Below are 17,938 nucleotides of genomic sequence, written 5' to 3' on the forward strand. Positions count from 1 at the left end.
GACTAAGCTTAATGGAAGAAAGTAAAAGGAGGTGCCATGCGGGAGCGGAGTGAACTGTCCGGCTATACTTTAGTGAAACGGATAGGTGCAGGCGGAATGTCTACCGTCTACGAAGCTATCGATCCCGCCGGCGAGCGGGTCGCGCTTAAACGCATGAGCCCGGGCTTAGTAGGAGATCCACAAGCACGACTACGGCTGCAACGTGAAGTTGCCATGATGCAACGAGTGTCTAGTCCGCATGTTTCCCAGATCCTTGACGTCGAGTTTGATGACGATGTTTTTATCGTCACGGAGCTGATTGATGGGCCGACCCTCGAAGAAGAAGTTGCTGATAATGGGTGCTTCGCAGGGCAGGACTTGATTGACCTAGCAACTGAATTGAGCCAAGCGTTGCATGCAGTTCACGCGGCCGGAGTTCTGCATCGGGATATTAAGCCATCCAATGTGATGATCGGTGAATCTGGCGTAGTTCTTATTGATTTTGGTATCTCGCAGGCGGTTGGAGCTACGCGGCTAACTCAAGCGGGTTCGATAGCCCATACGCCTGGATATGTCGATCCACGAATCATTGCCGGATCTGAACCGGATGAAGCAGCCGACTGGTGGGCACTTGCTGCAGTGATCGGATTTGCGGCTGCCGGGCACAGCGTTTTTCATGGGACTCCGATGGCAATAATGAACCACGTGCTACATGGTCAGCCGGATCTGAGTGGGATTGACCCGCACGTGGCGCATATTATTGCGGCCGCGCTCGATCCAGATCTTGAGTTTCGGATGAGTTTTGATGACCTGATCGATGCGCTCGTGGATCCTGCGCGTTTTCGTGACGACGACGCAACTCGTATCGTGCCAGTATACGTCAGCGACGACGTCGTGGCTGAGACAGCTGACGAGCCTAGAGTCACCGAGGATTCTGTTCCGCCCACGATGGTGGATTCATACCTCCCTGATCCGGAGCTCACGCTGGAAAGCGAGGTGGTGCCGGAAGCCGAAGAAATACTGCGGGATCCTTTTGCACGGTTGCCACACTACCGGTTGTTATGGATACTCATGGTATGTTCGTTAGCGATCCTTGCTAGTTGGAATGTTGCTATTGCTGGCGGAACGAGCGCATTACTCTTTTTCATTTTTTCAATTGTCGGCAATCTATGGGAACGAGCTCAATACCGTGCACAACGAGGGAAAACTGGATGGCTTCCGCTAATTATTCGATTCCCTTTTGTGGCGTTGCATGCTGGACTCCTACTTATCGTGGGTGGAGCAGTAGGCTGTCTGGCTGGCTTTGGAACTGCGTGGGTTCTATCTCGTTTGCTTGATGATTCCCAGATTGCTGGGCCGCATGTATTGTTTATGCTGTCGATGCTGGTAACTCAAGTTCTGCTGTGGCGAATCGATTGGGGGCGTAATGCGCGGGTTGGCTGGAACGCCACTATTCGTGAGCTGACGCCTAGTCGTGCCTACTACGTCTTTTGGTGTGCGATAGGTCTTGTGGCTGTGGTCGGCGCAGTCATCATGGTTACGACTATGCCAGTTGGCGGCTATCAGCTGGATTTGTTTGGCATATATTCAGGAGATCCACAATCTATTAAGTTTAATTTTTGATATAGACGTTCTATTATCGACTCAGACCGACTAACTTCGTACAAAGGCAAATACATGGCATCGAAAAATACTCCTGGAATGTCGAATGAGCGACTAACAAAGGAAGAACGCCGGCAAGTAGCGCGAGAAAAAGCTCGTTTATTGCAGGAAATGGAAGCTAAACGTGCTAAGCGAAATAAAATTGTCACTATTGTGGTCGCTGTTCTCGCGTTAGTTCTTGTGAGCTTTGCGGTTTGGCAAATTGTCTCCAAAGATCCAGGGCAGGCTAAAGAGCTCGGCTCGTATTCTGGCTCTGTGCGGGAAGTAAAGGCGGACAATGTCAGTGACGACGGCGGGGTACTGTTTGACCAGAGTGGCAGCGCGACTGCAACTGAGTCTGGCAAGCCAGTAATCGGCCTGTGGTCAGATTACATGTGCCCTGGTTGTGAGCATTTCGAAGGGAACTACGGAAAGCTAATGGCAGATCATTCTGCTGCGGGAGATCTGCAATTCAAGTTTTATCGAGTTAATACGCTGGGTACAGACTTTTCAACTAAAGGTGCAACAGCCTTTTATTATGTCGCCCAGTACGCTCCGGAAAAATTATGGGCGTTCAATAAAGCTCTGATGGATTACGGTATGAAGATTCACGCCCAGAGCGTCGGACCTAACCCGTCAGCAAGTGACATTGCTGATATTGCCAAGAGTGTCGGGGTTCCAGATGACGTTGTCAACGATCTGCCAGCGTCGATCGTTGATGAAAAGTGGCAAGGCCTTGTAGCTAAAACAGTTGAAAAGTTCCGGGCAAATGAATATACGGGTACCCCAACATTGACCGTGAATGGCAAGGCTGATGATTCATGGACTAAGGGAAATCCAGACGAGGTTGTTCCGCAAATTCTGAATAACGCAGCTGGAAAGTAACACTTTTTTCGAAACGTGTCGAAGATTACCCGGTAGTGCGATTGGCATTACCGGGTTTTCTCTGTCATTATTGTTATGCGCACCGGTTGTTGCTGATGCGCACGCCTCCTTAGCTCAGTTGGTAGAGCGACGCTCTTGTAAAGCGTAGGTCGTCAGTTCGAGTCTGACAGGGGGCTCTTTTCATGCCTTGTCGCAAATGCTATAGATAGTCCCAGCAATTTTCGTTACCTAAATGTGACCATTTTTGTGATATTTTAGTTAATTTTTAGGTAAAGATTTAGGGTGAATCTTTATCTTTCTTTGAATTAACGCCACTTTTATTCCGTTGAAGCTAGTTCTCAAAATATGGATACCGTTGGCACAGCACCCTGAGCAAGCTAGCATAATTGCTTCGGTAGCTTTTTCTGTTGCCAGTGAAGGAGGATTCTCCATGAACAATATATGGGACAGCTTAAATGCGAACTTTTCGTGGTTTAACGATGTCATTTATACGTGGATTCTTATCCCGCTCTTGATCGGAGCTGGGCTATATTTTACCGTGCGCTCTAAAGGCCTACAGTTCCGTTTATTTCGGAAGATGTTCAAAGTTATTGGGCGAAGCCGAGAAAAGGAAAAGGGACAGATCTCATCGTTCCAAGCTTTCGCCATTGGTTTAGCGGCCCGGGTGGGAACCGGCAATATTGCCGGAGTTGCGGTAGCTATTACCTTAGGTGGAGCTGGCGCAGTATTCTGGATGTGGGTTGTCGCGATTCTAGGAATGGCGACGGCGTTCATTGAAGCTGCTCTAGCGCAACTTTTCAAAGTGCCGTGGCGTGACGGGACATTCCGTGGTGGGCCAGCCTACTACATTTGGAAAGGACTCGGATCCTGGGGTTGGGGTGCAGCCTTCGCAGTAGCTCTGCTGTTTACCTACGGCATCGCTTTCGAACTAGTCCAGTCCAATACGATCTCAAACACTCTTTATGACGCTTATAACTTTCCAACATGGGCAACCGGTCTGGTTGTTACAGTTTTGACTGGTCTTGTCATCTTGGGTGGACTCAAATCTGTTGCACGTGTGACTGAAATTGTCGCTCCAGCAATGGCACTCGTCTATATTGCAATTTCGCTCGCAGTCATTGCTACCCATCTTGACCATATTATTCCGGTATTTACTGAGATCTTTGAATCAGCATTCGGGATAAATGAAGCATTTGCTGGAACTGCTGGTGGATTCACTGCGGCATTAATGAACGGTGTCAAGCGAGGACTTTACTCGAACGAGGCTGGAATGGGATCTGCTCCTAACGCAGCCTCAACCGCAACTACGATTCACCCAGCACGTCAAGCTCTCATCCAGTCGATGGGCGTTTTTGTTGACACTATGCTCGTATGTTCAGCAACTGCATTCATCATCCTGACCTCTGGAATCTATGTGCCTGGACAAGACGTTGAGGGCGCTACTTTGACAACAAGTGCAGCTGTTTCCGCTCTCGGTGGATGGTTGGAGCCAGTGATGATCATATTGGTCTTTGTTTTCTGTTTCTCCAGCCTCATTGGAAACTATGCTTATGCTGAAGTGAACATGGATTATCTTTTCCCAGGTAAAAAATCGGCCGACGTCGTTCTTCGAGTCATCGTGGTTGCTGCCACCTTCATCGGTGCGATCGCTAAACTCGGTTTGGTCTGGACACTAGCCGACACCTCGATGTTCTTTATGGCGGTCATCAACCTTGTTGCAATTATTCTGCTAGGCAAATGGGCATTCGGTGTCTTACGTGACTTCGAGTCTACCGACGGCGAAGGCGCATTTGTAGCGGTCGAGAACCAGTATCTGCCGGGTGAAATCCCAGATACGATTTGGACCAAAGAAACTGCTGGCCAAGAACACTGAACGCGGTGGTAATACAAAGGTTGGCAGGTTAATACCTGCCAACCTTTGTATTACCAATAAAAATCAATCAGCGACGATAAAGCCGATCGTCTTTGTAGGGCCAACCGCCAAGATTTCGTCTCCTGGTTTAAGAATGGTTTCAGCATACGCATTAACCCAATGATCGTCCGGTCCTTTGACCGCAATAATCGAAATGCCTTTTGACCGGCGCAAGCCTAGTTCTGCTAATTCCACACCAGTCATTGCGTCGTTCACCGTCGTCGAAACAAGAGCGTAGCCATAGCCCAGTTCCACGTAGTCATTGAACGACTGAGCGACGATGTGGGCGGCTCGTCGTCCCATATCGGTTTCTGGGTAGAAGATGTGGTTAACGCCCATCTGCTCAAGGATTTGCCCCTGTTGCGGCGTTGATGCTTTTGCCCATACCTCTGGGCCATTCATCTTCAACAACGCAGACGTCACCAAAATCGACGAGGCTAGATCGTTTCCAATCGCCACCACAACTCGCGAGAAATCCTGGATACCCAGTTCTTCCAGCGTATCGGGATTAGTCGGATCAGTTGCTACAACATGAGGAAGCTTATTTGCCAAACTTTGCACAACCGCAGGTGACTTGTCGATTCCAAGCACACTATAACCGGCGTACACCAGCTCCAGAGCTAACGCAGATCCAAATCGACCTAGCCCGAACACAGCAACATCATGTTTTTGAACAGAGTGGCGCAAACGCATACCACACATCCTTTCTTAGCCGATTAACGGCCGATCTTTAGGAAGCTCATAGGTGAGCGGTGTTGTCCGCAATGCTAACGCAGTAGCAATGGTGAGCGGTCCCAAACGCCCAATGATCATTAAAGTAATGAGAACAAGTTGGCTAGATTCGGGTAACGTCGCCGTAATGCCAGTAGATAGGCCAACGGTGGAGAACGCGGAAACTACTTCAAATAATGCCTGATCCAGATTCGCCGTGGTTTGAATCATCAGTAGTGTTGTTCCAGCCATAACGGCCATTGAAGACAACGACATAACCGTTAATGCTTGACGTTGCGCCGAGCGTGGTAATCGCAACCCAAGAACATTAACAGCGCGACCGCCACGCATCTCAGACCAAACAACGAAACCGATCACGAACGCCGTCGTTATCTTTACGCCGCCTGCAGTTCCACCTGGTCCACCACCAATGAACATGAACATATCGGTTAATACGCGAGAAATATCTGTCATGGAACCGACGTCGATCGAATTAAAACCAGCGGTTCGTGGAGTAACCGAAGCGAAAAATGCCATCAAAACTTTCCCGGACGAGCTCTGATTTCCGAGTGTATTAGGATTCGTCCACTCGGCGAGTGCAAAGAAAATCCAGCCGGTGAGGAGCAAACTAATCGTTCCCACAACGACTAACCGGGTAGTCATTGGCCAACGCCACCAGTGCATCCCAGAACTATAGAAGGCTAGAAGTGCGGGGTATCCCAATCCGCCTATGATGATAGCCGCCGATATGGGCAAAATAATCCATGGATCGGTGGCGAACCTAACTAAAGAGTCGGTATATAGTGAAAAGCCGGCATTGTTGAATGCTGAAATGGAGTGGAACCACGCTTCGCCCAGTGCTCGTTGAAAAGCATGACCGAGATATAAAAATCGTCCGAGGAGCATAGCTGCTATGGAAGTTTCGACGACGGCGGTTAAGAGGACTACACCAAAGATAACTCGGCGGATATTTCCTAGCCCGGTGCCACTCACCGTCGCTGATGCCACTTCGCGGGTTCTCATGTCTAGACGCCGTGCTAGAACCATTGCCACAAGCGTAACTACCGTCATCGTGCCCATACCACCTAATTGGATCAATATGCCAATGATGGTCTGACCAAAGGGGGAGTAGTAAGTCGCAGTGTCAACAACTGCAAGTCCGGTCACAGCAGTGGCTGATGTGGCGGTAAAAAAGGCGACTGAAAATGGGGCTCCGCCATTAAATTGCGGGCCGTATTCATGTGGCGGAGTAGATAATGGATATGGCCATGGAGGCTGCCCGGTAACAGAGATCGGGAGCATCAGCAAGAAGGTGCCCACTATTATTGTCAGCAAGAATGCGAAAATGAGAATATAGGTGGGTCGCATCTTTCGGAGACGATTCACCTAAGTGATTCTAGAGCTGAAGATGTCTCAAGACAACATAACAGGCTATCGTAGTGAGTGAAAGAACCCGCTACGGTTTACTCCAAGGAATGAATATGCGCGCACTCGTGAAACCAACTGCTGGCCCAGGCCTTGAATTACGTGAGGTTCCTGAACCAACACCAGGGCAAGGCGAAGTCAAGATTAAGGTGATGCGAGCAGGGCTGTGTGGCACTGACTTACATATACTTTCGTGGGACGATTTCGCCGCAGCACATGTTAAGGCTGGGCAAACTATTGGACATGAATTTTATGGTGAGATCGTTGAACTCGGACATGGGGTTCCGGAGGGCGAGGGTCAAGGTCAATTTCATGTGGGGCAGCGGGTGTCGGTAGAAGGGCACGTGGTGTGTGAACACTGCCGTAATTGCCGTGCGGGGCGTCGCCATATGTGCTCGAATACGGTGTCGATTGGTGTGGATCGTGATGGTGCTTTTGCAGATTACGTCGTCGTCCCAATAACGAATGTGTGGAAACAGCCCGATGTTATCGACGCCGAACTTGGTGCAATTTTCGATCCACTCGGCAATGCTGTGCATACCGCATTCCAATTCCCGTTGACTGCAGAAGACGTTTTGGTGACTGGCGCCGGCCCAATTGGATTTATGTGTGCTGCGATTGCCCGGCACGCTGGCGCACGGAACGTGGTTCTGACGGATATTAACGATGAACGGCTGGAGCTAGCACGGTCCATTGAAGGCGTTGTTGGCGTTAATACGTTGCGTGAGGATGTGCGGGATCGGTTCGCGGAACTCAATATGACAGAGGGCTTTGATATCGGCCTAGAAATCTCTGGTTCTCCCAAAGCGACCGAACAGATGATAGACCTGTGTACCAATGGTGCGAAAATTGCGATGTTGGGGTTGCCGGCACGCCCATACGCTATCAATTGGAACACCTTGATAGCGCGTATGCTGACGATTCAAGGTGTTTATGGTCGCGCGATGTATGACACGTGGTATCGGGCAACGTATCTCATGACCGGATCAGAGAAGTTCCGGGAGCAGGTTCGAAAGGTGATTACGCACCGGTTTGCGCCAGAAAATTGGGAAGAAGCATTTGAGACTGCGCGTGGTGGACACGCAGGCAAGATTATTTTGGAATGGAATGACTGATGTTTAGTATTCGAGAAGAATTAGCAACGACGCTGAACGAGATCAAAGCAGCTGGACTTTATAAAGATGAGCGGGAAATTCTATCCCCGCAGTCCGCACATATCCGTACTGGACAGGGCGAGTTGTTGAACTTTTGCGCGAATAACTATCTGGGATTGGCTGATAATCCAGAGATTATTGCTGCTTCGCATGCGGGGCTAGATGAGTACGGTTATGGTACTGCTTCGGTACGTTTTATCTGCGGAACACAAGATATTCACCGCAAGCTAGAGCGGAAAATTGCAGATTATGTGGGAATGGAAGATGCCATTTTGTTCCCGTCAGCATTCGATGCAAACGGCGGTATTTTTGAGGTTTTGTTAGGCAAGGACGACGCCGTTGTTTCTGACGAACTCAACCATGCCTCGATTATCGACGGCGTTCGGTTAAGTAAGGCTCGTCGGTTCCGGTACAAGAACTCAGATATGGAGCAGTTGCGTGAACAGTTAGTAGCTGCGCGTGCTGAGGGCGTGGGACGGATCCTGATCGTCACCGACGGCGTGTTCTCAATGGATGGTTATTACGCGAAACTGCCAGAGATTTGCGATTTGGCAGATGAGTTTGACGCGATGGTAATGGTTGACGATTCGCACGCTACTGGCATTGTTGGTGAGCACGGTGCGGGTACGCCGTCTGAATTTGGTGTCAGTGATCGGGTAGATATTCTCAGCGGTACTTTGGGTAAGGCACTCGGTGGAGCGTCGGGTGGTTATATTGCTGGACCGGCTGAATTGATTGCGTTGCTTAAACAGCGTGCGCGGCCGTATTTGTTCTCGAATGCCGTTGCACCATCTCTGGTTGCGGGATCATTGAAGGCTTTGGATGTGGCACGTGAAGGTGATGATTTGCGTGAAAAGATTGCTGATAATGCGCAGTTGTTCCGCTCATTGATGGCTGAGGCGGGTTTTGAATTGCTCCCTGGCTCGCATGCGATTATTGCGGTGATGTTCCCGGGTGACGACGGCGCGCGCCTTGCCGGGCAGATTGCTGCTAAGTTAGGTGAGTTGGGCGTTTATGTTACTGCGTTCTCGTATCCGGTGGTGCCGTTGGGTAAGGCACGTATTCGTGTTCAGCTTTCGGCTGCGCATTCGGTTGAGGACGTACGTGCGGCAGTTGCAGCATTCGTTCAGGCACGGGACGCTGTTTCAGTATAAATAATTACGATACGATCTACTTCTTCGTCAGACGCTGTGGATAACATTTGATTGTGGATAGATGTTTTTGGTGATTTTCGATCTTCGATAGCCTGCTTTTGTTCAGGAATTATCGAAGATTGGAAGTTATTATGACATTTCTTGTTCGCATCGTGCAGGGTCTACTTGTCGTCGCATTGTTTTGTTCTGGCATGAGTATGGCTTATGGTGATGAGCGAAAGCCGGAACTCTTGCCTCAAGACGGCGAATTAGTAGGTCTTAATATGCGTTATTTGCCAGCTGTAGACGCTGGTAGTCAAGCAGGTTATACCCAAAAAACTTGGCATGCTCGGCCGGCGCTATTTTCAGTCAAGAATGTAGGTGAAGGTGTTTACCATGCTTACTGTTTGGAGATAACGGTCCCCACAGATCGGCAAGCACCTTTACATGTTACTAACTGGGATGGATTCGTTGGTAACAATGCATTTAGAGCCGATAAGTCAGTGCGCCAAAAAGTGGCTTGGATTGTCCAGCATTCATACCCGGCACGGAGCTTAGAATATCTCGCACATGAGGTTGGGGTTACTGAGCTGTCGATTCAACAAGCGGTGACTGCCACGCAGTCAGCTATCTGGCATTTGACAGATGGAGTGACTCCTGACTTTTCTGCTCTAGGTCAGCAAGATACGGATGGGGTGGATGCTCAGGGTATCGCAGCTACCTATCATTATCTGCTTTCCAGCATAAATGTCGGGTTAACGCAAGAGTCTCTGCAACCTACGGTGGCTTTTAGTCTGCCGGAAGGCGATAGCTTTGCTGGGCAACTTGTGGGGCCAATTCGAGTTGAAGCAAATGTTCCTACCGTTTCGATCGAGGTTCCGGAGGATTTTTCGTTGGCCTCGAAAGTAGGCGACCATATTGATCCGGCAAATATTTCCTCTGGACAAGAGATATATGTGGATGCGCGAAATGTTCACGATGCGGGCAAGATCGATCTGACGGGAACTGTAAACACTGCAGAACTGAATGGTTCTCTTCTCACGCCGGGTATCTCTGCTGAGAACCATGGGCAGACTTTGATAATGGTCCGGGAACTAACCAAGCAGATTCGCCATGTTGCACATATTGGTTGGCGTTCCGAGCAGGACGTATGCCGGGACGTAGACGGCATTCCAGTGACTGATTCAGTGTCAGGGAGAATTCTTCCAAAGGATTCTCCGCAGTGTGTAGTGGTACCTGCAGTCAATGAAACACCAGAATCGTCACAGCTATCTGATGATTCAGGTAAACAGCACGAGGTTTCAGAGGTTTCTTCTGATCGGCCGCAGCTAGCGAAAACTGGCTCCGAGATATATGTGCTTGTGTCTCTAGCTACGATAACGATCGCAGTTGGAATAGCGCTGACTCGGCGTGAGCGGCGTAAATATCGTGAAGTTTTATAGTTAAATTAGCGGATGGTCCAGTCCACAGGCTCGGCTCCTTGCTGTACTAGTAGCTGATTTGCTTGAGAAAACGGCTTGGAGCCGAAGAACCCGCGATGTGCGGATAGCGGAGAAGGGTGTGGACTCATAACGGTGGGTGTTTCGGGTATTAGCCGGGCTAGTGACTGTGCTTGCTTGCCCCACAGGATTGCTACGAGTGGTGCTTTGCGAGCCGCGAGAACCCTAATCGCATGATCTGTGATAACCTCCCAGCCACGCTGTGCGTGCGAGCCAGGAGCGCCGGGCGCTACTGTCAAAACTCGGTTTAGAAGCATTATTCCTTGATGTGTCCATGATGAGAGGTCGCCGTGCGCGGGTGGTATCAGGCCTAGATCATCGTGGAGTTCCTGGTAAATGTTCACAAGCGATCGGGGAAGTGGTTTCACTGTGCGGTCAACGGAGAAAGATAAGCCAACCGGATGTCCTGGAGTGGGATAGGGATCTTGACCAACGATGAGTACACGAATATCTGGTAGCGGCTGCTGAAAAGCGCGTAAGACGTTTTCTCCAGCTGGAAGGTAACGATGCCCTTGGGCTAGTTCGTTCCGAAGAAAATCTCCCATTTGGTGAATATTTTTAGCAACTGGTTCCATAGCTTGTGCCCACGTTGGGTGCATGACTTCATCAAGATCACTCATGACTTTATGATACGGCTAAAAAGTAGCGCGTTGCGTAAACTTATCTTATGAGTGATGGGGAAGAAGATAAGACTGAGGAACTGACAGAGATCGAACGTCGGATACTAGCACTAGAAGAATCGTGGTGGACGATTGCGCAAACTAAAGATCGAGCAATCGAACAAGAACTCGGTATGACGCCAATGCGGTACTATATTCTTCTGTCTCGAATGCTAGAAGAAGAACGTGTTTGGCGAGCTCGTCCACAACTGGTGGATCGGCTGCGCAGACTGCGTGATAAGCGTACGAATGAACGCACTGTGTCCTGAGAGTGGCGTTATTTATTAGTTCGGTAGATTAGGTAGGCTAGAAGCGTGAACGAATACGTAGAAGATGAATTTGATCGCTTAGCTCAAGAACGGCAAAATCTTGGAGCTCATCGGAAGTCTAAGCGGTTAAACCCATGGTTGATAGCTCTTGTTGCAGTATTAGTCTTTGCGCCACTTATTGGCTGGGGAGCTGGCATGTGGACGGCGAGTGATTCCAAATCGCGTGATGATTCAGCAACATCTCAACCAGTGGCGGAACAATCTGAAGACGGCGAGGCTGAGCAATCTACGGAAGAGAAGTCTGCGCAGGAACAGGCAGAAGAACCAGCCCCGGAGCAGACCACTGCGGAACAGCCACCCCTTAATACTGCTGTCTCAGTACAAGTATTGAATGGACGTGGCGAAGCTGGGCTAGCGAAAAAAATTACTGAAGATCTTGTGGCTGGTGGTTACGCCAACGCAACGGGTGGAAACTATTCCGGTGGCAGTGAACCAGCTGTGACTACCGTGTTTTATAGCAAAGAAACTTTTAAGGCTGAAGCGCAAGACATTGCCTCTAAAGTAGGCGGTGCTGAGGTGCAAGACGGCTCTGCGCTCCAACTCGGTGCCCAGATCGTTGTAGTCATGCGCTAAAGCTAACTAGCAGCGCTATGAGTGAGCCTGACGTAACTTGCGTCAGGCTCACTCAACTTTTCTCTCCTAGAGTAAAGTCAGGCTAATCGAGTTCGCCATCTTGCACTCTGAGCTGGAGAGTGCCAAAATCAATACTGGCACTCTCGGCTAGAGAGTGATAGTTATTGTGACTAGTGAGGTGTTTTCTGAATACGAAACCGAACGTATTTGGAGAATGTCGTCCGTCGCGGGCACTGGTCGTGAACCACCCTAATGGGAGGAAAATACGATGGTAAAAATCATTGCTTACAACGAAGAAGCACGCCGTGGCATGGAGCGTGGTCTTGATGCGCTTGCAAACACCGTCAAGGTCACTCTTGGACCAAAAGGCCGCAACGTTGTTCTAGATAAGAAGTGGGGAGCTCCCACGATTACAAACGATGGCGTGTCCATTGCTAAAGAAATCGATCTTGAAGATCCATTTGAGAAGATCGGTGCTGAACTAGTCAAGGAAGTCGCTAAGAAGACTGATGACGTTGCCGGTGACGGTACCACCACCGCTACCGTTCTTGCGCAGGCTCTCGTCAAGGAAGGCCTACGCAACGTCGCTGCTGGCGCAAACCCAATCGCTCTTCGTAAGGGCATTGACAAGGCTGTCGCCAAGATCGTAGAGCAGCTACTTACAAATGCTAAGGAAGTCGAGACTAAGGAAGAAATCGCAGCCACCGCTGCTATCTCCGCTGGTGATAAGGAAATCGGCGAGCTCATCGCTGAGGCCCTCGACAAGGTCGGCAAGGAAGGCGTTGTGACCGTTGAAGAGTCCAACACCTTTGGCACCGAGCTCGAGCTCACCGAAGGTATGTCCTTCGACAAGGGTTACCTCTCGCCATACTTCGTCACTGACGTTGACCGCCAAGAAGCAGTCCTCGAAGACGCATACGTCCTCTTGGTTGAATCCAAGATCTCCAACGTCAAGGACATGCTCCCAGTCCTCGAAAAGGTTATGCAGACTGGCAAGCCACTGGTGATTATTGCTGAAGATATCGAAGGTGAAGCACTCGCAACCCTCGTCGTCAACAAGATCCGTGGTACCTTCAAGTCTGCTGCTGTTAAGGCGCCAGGCTTCGGCGATCGCCGCAAGGAAATGCTTCAGGACATGGCTATCCTCACCGGCGGTCAGGTCATTTCGGAAACTGTTGGTCTCAAGCTTGAGAATGCTGACATTGAGCTTCTTGGTCGCGCCCGCAAGGTCGTGCTCACCAAGGATTCCACCACCATTGTTGAAGGTGCTGGAACCGCAGAAGACATCGCTGCTCGCGTCTCCACCATCAAGACCCAGATCGAGAACTCCACCTCCGATTACGATCGTGAGAAGCTCCAAGAGCGCCTCGCAAAGCTCGCCGGTGGCGTTGCCGTGATCAAGTCCGGTGCCGCAACCGAAGTTGAACTCAAGGAACGCAAGCACCGCATTGAGGACGCTGTCCGCAACGCAAAGGCTGCTGTTGAAGAAGGTATCGTCTCCGGTGGTGGCGTTGCACTTATCCACGCAGCTGACCAGGCACTCGCTGATCTCGAACTCGAAGGCGACGAAGCAACCGGCGCAAACATCGTTCGCGTTTCGGTCGCAGCACCACTCAAGCAGATCGCAGTTAACGCTGGTCTCGAAGGTGGAGTTGTTGCTGAAAAGGTTCGCTCACTCCCAGTTGGTCACGGCCTAAACGCTGCAACCGGTGAATATGAGGATCTGCTCGCTGCTGGCGTGAACGATCCAGTGAAGGTTACCCGTTCTGCACTTCAGAACGCAGCATCCATCGCTGGTCTATTCCTCACCACCGAAGCAGTTGTGGCTGACAAGCCAGAGCCACCAGCTGCTCCAGCACCAGGTGCTGAAGACATGGGTGGCATGTACTAAGAATAACTGCTTAGTTCTTGCGGTCAGATAATGGCCAATGAAAAGGAACGAATCTCGGAAAACTCCGAGATTCGTTCCTTTTTACTAACCAGTGCAGTGTAGAAGTCTTACGGTAATACGCTAAATTTGTGTGGCTGTTGTGCTTTCGGTAGCTTCCACGGGCCATTTGTGCGTGTAGTAGACGTAGGCGAAGGTAAGGATGACGATGCTGGCTAATCCAGTAACGGGAGTCCATATCCGGTCAATGTCGTCGTAGCGAAGGTGACCGAAAACGCCGGTACGAACAATATATTCTTGGGCAGCAAGAATTGTATCGTAGAGCCCATGAGCGATGACTAGCGGTAGGATACGGCCTCGGCGTATTACGTATATTCCAGCAAAAACCCCCAATGGAATCTGCCATAGTGCGACGGCAAGTGTTGCGTAGTACAGGTGCAGTATCACCCGGAAGATGAGTACCACGGCAATCGATAAGCGTGATGGCATGCGAAAAATATAGATTAAGGTTAATAAAATTAGTGCGTAGGCAAGTTCTTCCATGCCACCATTGAGCATGTGACGGAAAATATCCCATATTAAAGGCGATGGTAGCGGAATGTCTATACCATATATATCGTGATTGGTAAACCAATGGTGAAAGTCGGTTCCAGCCGCTATGCCCCAGGATCTAAAATAGGTGGAAAAAGCGCTTCCTTGCACGAAAAATAGAGCAAAGAATATTCCAAAAATTATCCAGGAGCTATGCCGGGTAGGGAGCGATTGGCGTGAAGGACACGTATTCCGAGAGAGTATATACCATGCCGTTATGAGTAGACTGCCGACGATTAGTGCACTCAAGATTCGTAGCGACTGGCTCGCGTCTAGCGATCCATAGACTCCAGGGAGGTAGATTGGGAATGATTTTTGTCCAAATAGTTGCAAGAGACCGGCAATAAATCCGCCAGCGGTGATGATTACTGCCCCAAGAATCATCGTTGTGCGTAGAGCACAGAGCGTAGTTTTCGCTGGTGTTCTTACGGTGGTGTGGTTGAGGGTTCGTGTGATGAGCCATGCGATTGCCCAGCATACGATGATGGGGAGGACGACGTCGTTGGTGGTGGTTTTTAGTGTTCCTAAGAACGTTCCGGCCCAGACGTCGTTTGGTCTAAACGCGATGGCGTTAAATAGTCCGTGGCTTAATGCTAGTGGCCATACTCGACGATAGTTCCAGTAGTAGTAGCTTGAAAAGATTGCTACCCCCGCCCATTGGAGGGGTGAAAGGACGTTAGCATAAGGGGCGAAGAATATGCCGCGAAATACTGTTGACAGAACCACAACAAGGGTGAAGCGTAGCGTGAAAGATAGACTCGTTCGGCTAAGTATCCACCAGGCGAGGGCAGCGCAGATGATTTCGGTGAGAACCCCGATAGCGATGCTCAGTCCCCATTGTGTGGGCAGGGAGAGGTGTTGGGTAAAGCCGAGACTGTCACCGACGAATCCAGCGGTTGAGGTAAACCCTAGTTGCTGAAATCCTTGGGTATGTATAAGTACAAATGATGCTAGGCCGCTAAAGACCACGCAACCAAACAACGCATCCCAAAATGGCAACCGATTCTCACCAATCACTTCCACCCCTCCTTCGCGTAAACCATACATTGTTCTTTAGCTCAGTTCTTTACGCCCAAGCGGCACCGTGCCTGGATCAACTTTGTTCATACATACATAAACGCCATGGATGTTCGCGCAGGGTTTACAAACTGTTACTCCTGTCCAATTGGGCCCATTGGGGATAGTGCCACTTAAATTTGGTCCTGTTAAAGCCCGGCAATCATTAGGCCGTGGCCCGAAAGCAGAGATCGTGTAGCTAGAATCGTTGTGACCGTCCAATCCTCCTGCTAGGTTGGTCGCTAACCCTGCGGGAAAAAGGGCGAGAGTAGATATAGCTAAAGTGCTGATAATTGTCTTAAACATCGTAGAACTCCTAGTTCGCGGTTTAGGACAAGATTCAGTGTAGAGATAAATTAAGGTTTACGCAAATTAAACTGGTGAAACATTTACCATATACCGACTCGGAAGGGCTGTTGAATACGCTTGAATCTCTTCGTCATTTCACATTAAGACGTAAAATCTGAGAACCCAGGCGAAAGTAACGCAAAAACAGTTTTCGAACAGGTAGCGGGAAACTGAGGGTTTCATGCATGTCTGCCTAAATATGTAAGATGTGATTATTTATAGTAATGATGGAGAACAAGATGAGTGATGTGACCAAAGGCGTTTATCGCCGGCTATATTCGACAACACTCATCAACCTTATGGAGATGCAATAGCGCAAGTTGCTCTCCCACTTGCCTTCTAATATGCCACTGGATCGATTGCATTGGCCGCCACGTTGGCGGCTTCTACATTAGCTACTCAACAATCACTAACCATACCCTTGGTAGCAATTGCGGACCAGCTACCGCGCAAGTCAAGTGTTATTGGCAGTTACATTACTGAAGCGATTTGCCTAGCCATCTTGGGGATACTTCTCTACGTGGGCTTTGCGCAGCCACTAGTTTTATCGCAATCGGTTCTCTCCGTGGAGCTGCGTGTAACGGCAAGTGCTGGCTATATTCCGCAGCCGGACTCTCATTGCGCCACAAGTTAGTCCAGTTTGCTTTAGATGTAACCACTGCAGGCTATATCTATGGAGTGGGAGGAACTTGACATTGGAACGCTTCGTTCCGATCGGACGCTACAAAGTAGTGATGTCACTATCTCTCGCAGGTGTTGGTATTATACTGATGACCTTTGCCTTTGTATATAACCTATTTTTCCAGCTTTGGACTACTCATACCTGACCATAGCGTGGCAATATATTTAACCGCCATCAGTGCAACAGCTCTTCCGGCTTTCGCGATGTTGTTTTCGTTGCTTCATCACCACGTGTGACGTTCCGCTGACGCCCTCCGCGTTCCTCACGGGCTTCGTTTTGCTTACGCTCTATCGTTTCCAGAGTTTCTTGCGCTATCTGTTCCCGGCGGGCAGCCTCGGCTTGCGAATGATCCAAGATCCGCGGTGGAGCCCCCGGGGCAAAGGCTTCGTCGAGTTCTTCTAACGACGAGCGTTTCACAACTGGAACATGTGGCTGGAAGAGTTCGGTCACGTCGTCGTTGATAATGGCCGGATCGGACGAGGTTACGTCTAGTGTATCTTCGTCCGAAACAGTTGACTGTTCCTCTTGAGCAGTTTGGAATAGGAGATCGGTAGGATCCGTAGCCGTCGTCGTCTGGTTTGGCGTCGCTACCGGTGAGAATTCCTGATCAGAAGCGTTATCGCCGAGCTTGTAGCAGGCAAGAGTGATGCGTTCTAACTCTGCGCCCAAGTTTTGCCGTGCGACTTGCTCCCACTCGTTGGCAAGTGGGGTGAGGAAAATACGTTTCCGTGCCAGCAGGTGTTCAACAATCTGGCGGCGAGCCATGAGCCAACTATATTCAGATACCCGCGGATACTCCTCGCGAACCTGACTGACATAGGTCTTATAACGCTGTGGCGGATTCGCGAGAGTGCCAAAATGTGCATCATAAAGAGCGAGGCGATCGACGTCGATAGAATCAAAACGAGCAGTTTCATCCGCGCGCTTGGCTGAACCTGGCAGATCATGACGCTTATGAAGGTGAAAAATGAGTTCAGCGATTCGGTGGCGATTGTCCGCTGGGATACCAATCTCGGCAAAAAACTTATCTGCCACATCTGCTGATGCACGCTCATCCTCGCCGCCATTGCGCGAATAGACGGCATCATCGGAGACATTGAAGACAAGCCCATGGCCCCATGTTGCTAATCGGACAAGACACGGATTTTGAGTCTCCGAAGCCAGGGTATCTACCCGGGTGAGCATGTCGATAACATGGCGGGTATTGTGAAAAAATCGGTCTGGACTAGACCAAATATCCAACAATTCGTACGCAACACGCTCGATATGATCTCGCTCTGCGGTAGCCCCGGCATCGCGCGCGCTTCGTACAAACGCTTGAACTACCCATGCAGGTACGTCCATTTTCACCATAAATCCTCCAAGATAAGCGCCCCCCGATTCTATACCCCGCAGATGAACTACCCAAATGATGCGGTATAAGTAACTAGAGAAGTACCACGAACTGGACCGTTAAGAGTGCTCAAACGCGCA

General features: G+C 49.9%; 14 protein-coding genes and 1 tRNA gene. 10 read left to right on the forward strand and 5 right to left on the reverse strand.

The window, feature by feature from the left end; translation table 11 throughout:
* The first annotated feature begins 36 nt into the window (after positions 1-36).
* From BLT51_RS03215 to BLT51_RS03230, 4 genes are all read left to right on the forward strand, one after another.
* Positions 37-1,602 (forward strand): serine/threonine-protein kinase, encoded by a 1,566-nt coding sequence (locus BLT51_RS03215; RefSeq protein ID WP_091279851.1) that lies wholly within the window; start codon positions 37-39, stop codon positions 1,600-1,602.
* 54 nt (positions 1,603-1,656) lie between these two features.
* On the forward strand, positions 1,657-2,505 hold the full coding sequence (locus BLT51_RS03220) for a DsbA family protein (protein WP_091279853.1): 849 nt from the start codon (positions 1,657-1,659) through the stop codon (positions 2,503-2,505).
* A 103-nt stretch (positions 2,506-2,608) separates the two neighbouring features.
* Positions 2,609-2,681, forward strand: a tRNA-Thr gene (locus BLT51_RS03225).
* A gap of 254 nt (positions 2,682-2,935) precedes the next feature.
* Complete coding sequence (locus BLT51_RS03230) at positions 2,936-4,378, forward strand: alanine/glycine:cation symporter family protein (protein WP_091279856.1); 1,443 nt, start codon at positions 2,936-2,938, stop codon at positions 4,376-4,378.
* Between the two features lie 63 nt (positions 4,379-4,441).
* On the opposite strand, the gene BLT51_RS03235 is transcribed toward BLT51_RS03230, so the two are convergent.
* Positions 4,442-5,110, reverse strand: coding sequence for a potassium channel family protein (locus BLT51_RS03235; RefSeq protein ID WP_091279858.1), 669 nt, complete (start codon positions 5,108-5,110; stop codon positions 4,442-4,444).
* 15 nt (positions 5,111-5,125) lie between these two features.
* A complete protein-coding gene (locus tag BLT51_RS03240) occupies positions 5,126-6,514 on the reverse strand; it encodes a TrkH family potassium uptake protein (protein ID WP_197672590.1) in 1,389 nt (462 codons plus the stop codon).
* A gap of 53 nt (positions 6,515-6,567) precedes the next feature.
* Between BLT51_RS03240 and tdh the strand changes: the two genes are divergently transcribed.
* The 3 genes from tdh to BLT51_RS03255 all read left to right on the forward strand — a co-directional run bounded on the left by tdh (position 6,568) and on the right by BLT51_RS03255 (position 10,282).
* The gene (tdh, locus tag BLT51_RS03245) at positions 6,568-7,668 is read left to right on the forward strand and encodes an L-threonine 3-dehydrogenase (protein WP_231943977.1); all 1,101 of its coding nucleotides are present in this window, start codon (positions 6,568-6,570) and stop codon (positions 7,666-7,668) included.
* Positions 7,668-8,861 carry a glycine C-acetyltransferase gene (locus tag BLT51_RS03250; RefSeq protein ID WP_091279864.1) on the forward strand — a complete coding sequence of 398 codons (1,194 nt, stop codon included), beginning with the start codon at positions 7,668-7,670 and terminating at the stop codon, positions 8,859-8,861. Before tdh ends, BLT51_RS03250 begins: the two co-directional genes overlap by 1 nt.
* Positions 8,862-8,992: 131 nt before the next feature.
* Entirely contained in the window at positions 8,993-10,282 is a 1,290-nt protein-coding gene (locus BLT51_RS03255) for a thioester domain-containing protein (protein ID WP_091279865.1), read from the forward strand.
* Between the two features lie 5 nt (positions 10,283-10,287).
* On the opposite strand, the gene BLT51_RS03260 is transcribed toward BLT51_RS03255, so the two are convergent.
* A complete protein-coding gene (locus BLT51_RS03260; protein ID WP_091279867.1) occupies positions 10,288-10,959 on the reverse strand; it encodes a uracil-DNA glycosylase in 672 nt (223 codons plus the stop codon).
* 47 nt (positions 10,960-11,006) lie between these two features.
* Between BLT51_RS03260 and BLT51_RS03265 the strand changes: the two genes are divergently transcribed.
* The 3 genes from BLT51_RS03265 (at position 11,007) to groL (ending at position 13,791) form a co-directional block, all read left to right on the forward strand.
* Entirely contained in the window at positions 11,007-11,267 is a 261-nt protein-coding gene (locus tag BLT51_RS03265; RefSeq protein WP_091279868.1) for a DUF3263 domain-containing protein, read from the forward strand.
* Positions 11,268-11,312: 45 nt separating this feature from the next.
* A complete protein-coding gene (locus BLT51_RS03270; RefSeq protein WP_091279870.1) occupies positions 11,313-11,900 on the forward strand; it encodes a LytR C-terminal domain-containing protein in 588 nt (195 codons plus the stop codon).
* Positions 11,901-12,168: 268 nt separating this feature from the next.
* Positions 12,169-13,791 (forward strand): chaperonin GroEL, encoded by a 1,623-nt coding sequence (groL, locus tag BLT51_RS03275; RefSeq protein WP_091279871.1) that lies wholly within the window; start codon positions 12,169-12,171, stop codon positions 13,789-13,791.
* 120 nt (positions 13,792-13,911) lie between these two features.
* Here the strand turns inward: groL and BLT51_RS03280 are convergent, their stop codons facing one another.
* Positions 13,912-15,396, reverse strand: coding sequence for a CPBP family intramembrane glutamic endopeptidase (locus BLT51_RS03280; protein ID WP_157672881.1), 1,485 nt, complete (start codon positions 15,394-15,396; stop codon positions 13,912-13,914).
* Between the two features lie 1,243 nt (positions 15,397-16,639).
* The gene (locus BLT51_RS03285) at positions 16,640-17,818 is read right to left on the reverse strand and encodes an HD domain-containing protein (RefSeq protein WP_091279876.1); all 1,179 of its coding nucleotides are present in this window, start codon (positions 17,816-17,818) and stop codon (positions 16,640-16,642) included.
* Between the last annotated feature and the right edge of the window lie 120 nt (positions 17,819-17,938).

Source organism: Arcanobacterium phocae (assembly GCF_900105865.1).
GTDB classification, from domain to species: domain Bacteria; phylum Actinomycetota; class Actinomycetes; order Actinomycetales; family Actinomycetaceae; genus Arcanobacterium; species Arcanobacterium phocae.

Coding starts and splice junctions, on each gene's coding strand:
- BLT51_RS03215 (WP_091279851.1), top strand. CDS start 37: ATGCGGGAGCGGAGTGAACTGTCCGGCTATACTTTAGTGAAACGGATA.
- BLT51_RS03220 (WP_091279853.1), top strand. CDS start 1,657: ATGGCATCGAAAAATACTCCTGGAATGTCGAATGAGCGACTAACAAAG.
- BLT51_RS03230 (WP_091279856.1), top strand. CDS start 2,936: ATGAACAATATATGGGACAGCTTAAATGCGAACTTTTCGTGGTTTAAC.
- BLT51_RS03235 (WP_091279858.1), bottom strand. CDS start 5,110: ATGCGTTTGCGCCACTCTGTTCAAAAACATGATGTTGCTGTGTTCGGG.
- BLT51_RS03250 (WP_091279864.1), top strand. CDS start 7,668: ATGTTTAGTATTCGAGAAGAATTAGCAACGACGCTGAACGAGATCAAA.
- BLT51_RS03255 (WP_091279865.1), top strand. CDS start 8,993: ATGACATTTCTTGTTCGCATCGTGCAGGGTCTACTTGTCGTCGCATTG.
- BLT51_RS03260 (WP_091279867.1), bottom strand. CDS start 10,959: ATGAGTGATCTTGATGAAGTCATGCACCCAACGTGGGCACAAGCTATG.
- BLT51_RS03265 (WP_091279868.1), top strand. CDS start 11,007: ATGAGTGATGGGGAAGAAGATAAGACTGAGGAACTGACAGAGATCGAA.
- groL (WP_091279871.1), top strand. CDS start 12,169: ATGGTAAAAATCATTGCTTACAACGAAGAAGCACGCCGTGGCATGGAG.
- BLT51_RS03285 (WP_091279876.1), bottom strand. CDS start 17,818: ATGGTGAAAATGGACGTACCTGCATGGGTAGTTCAAGCGTTTGTACGA.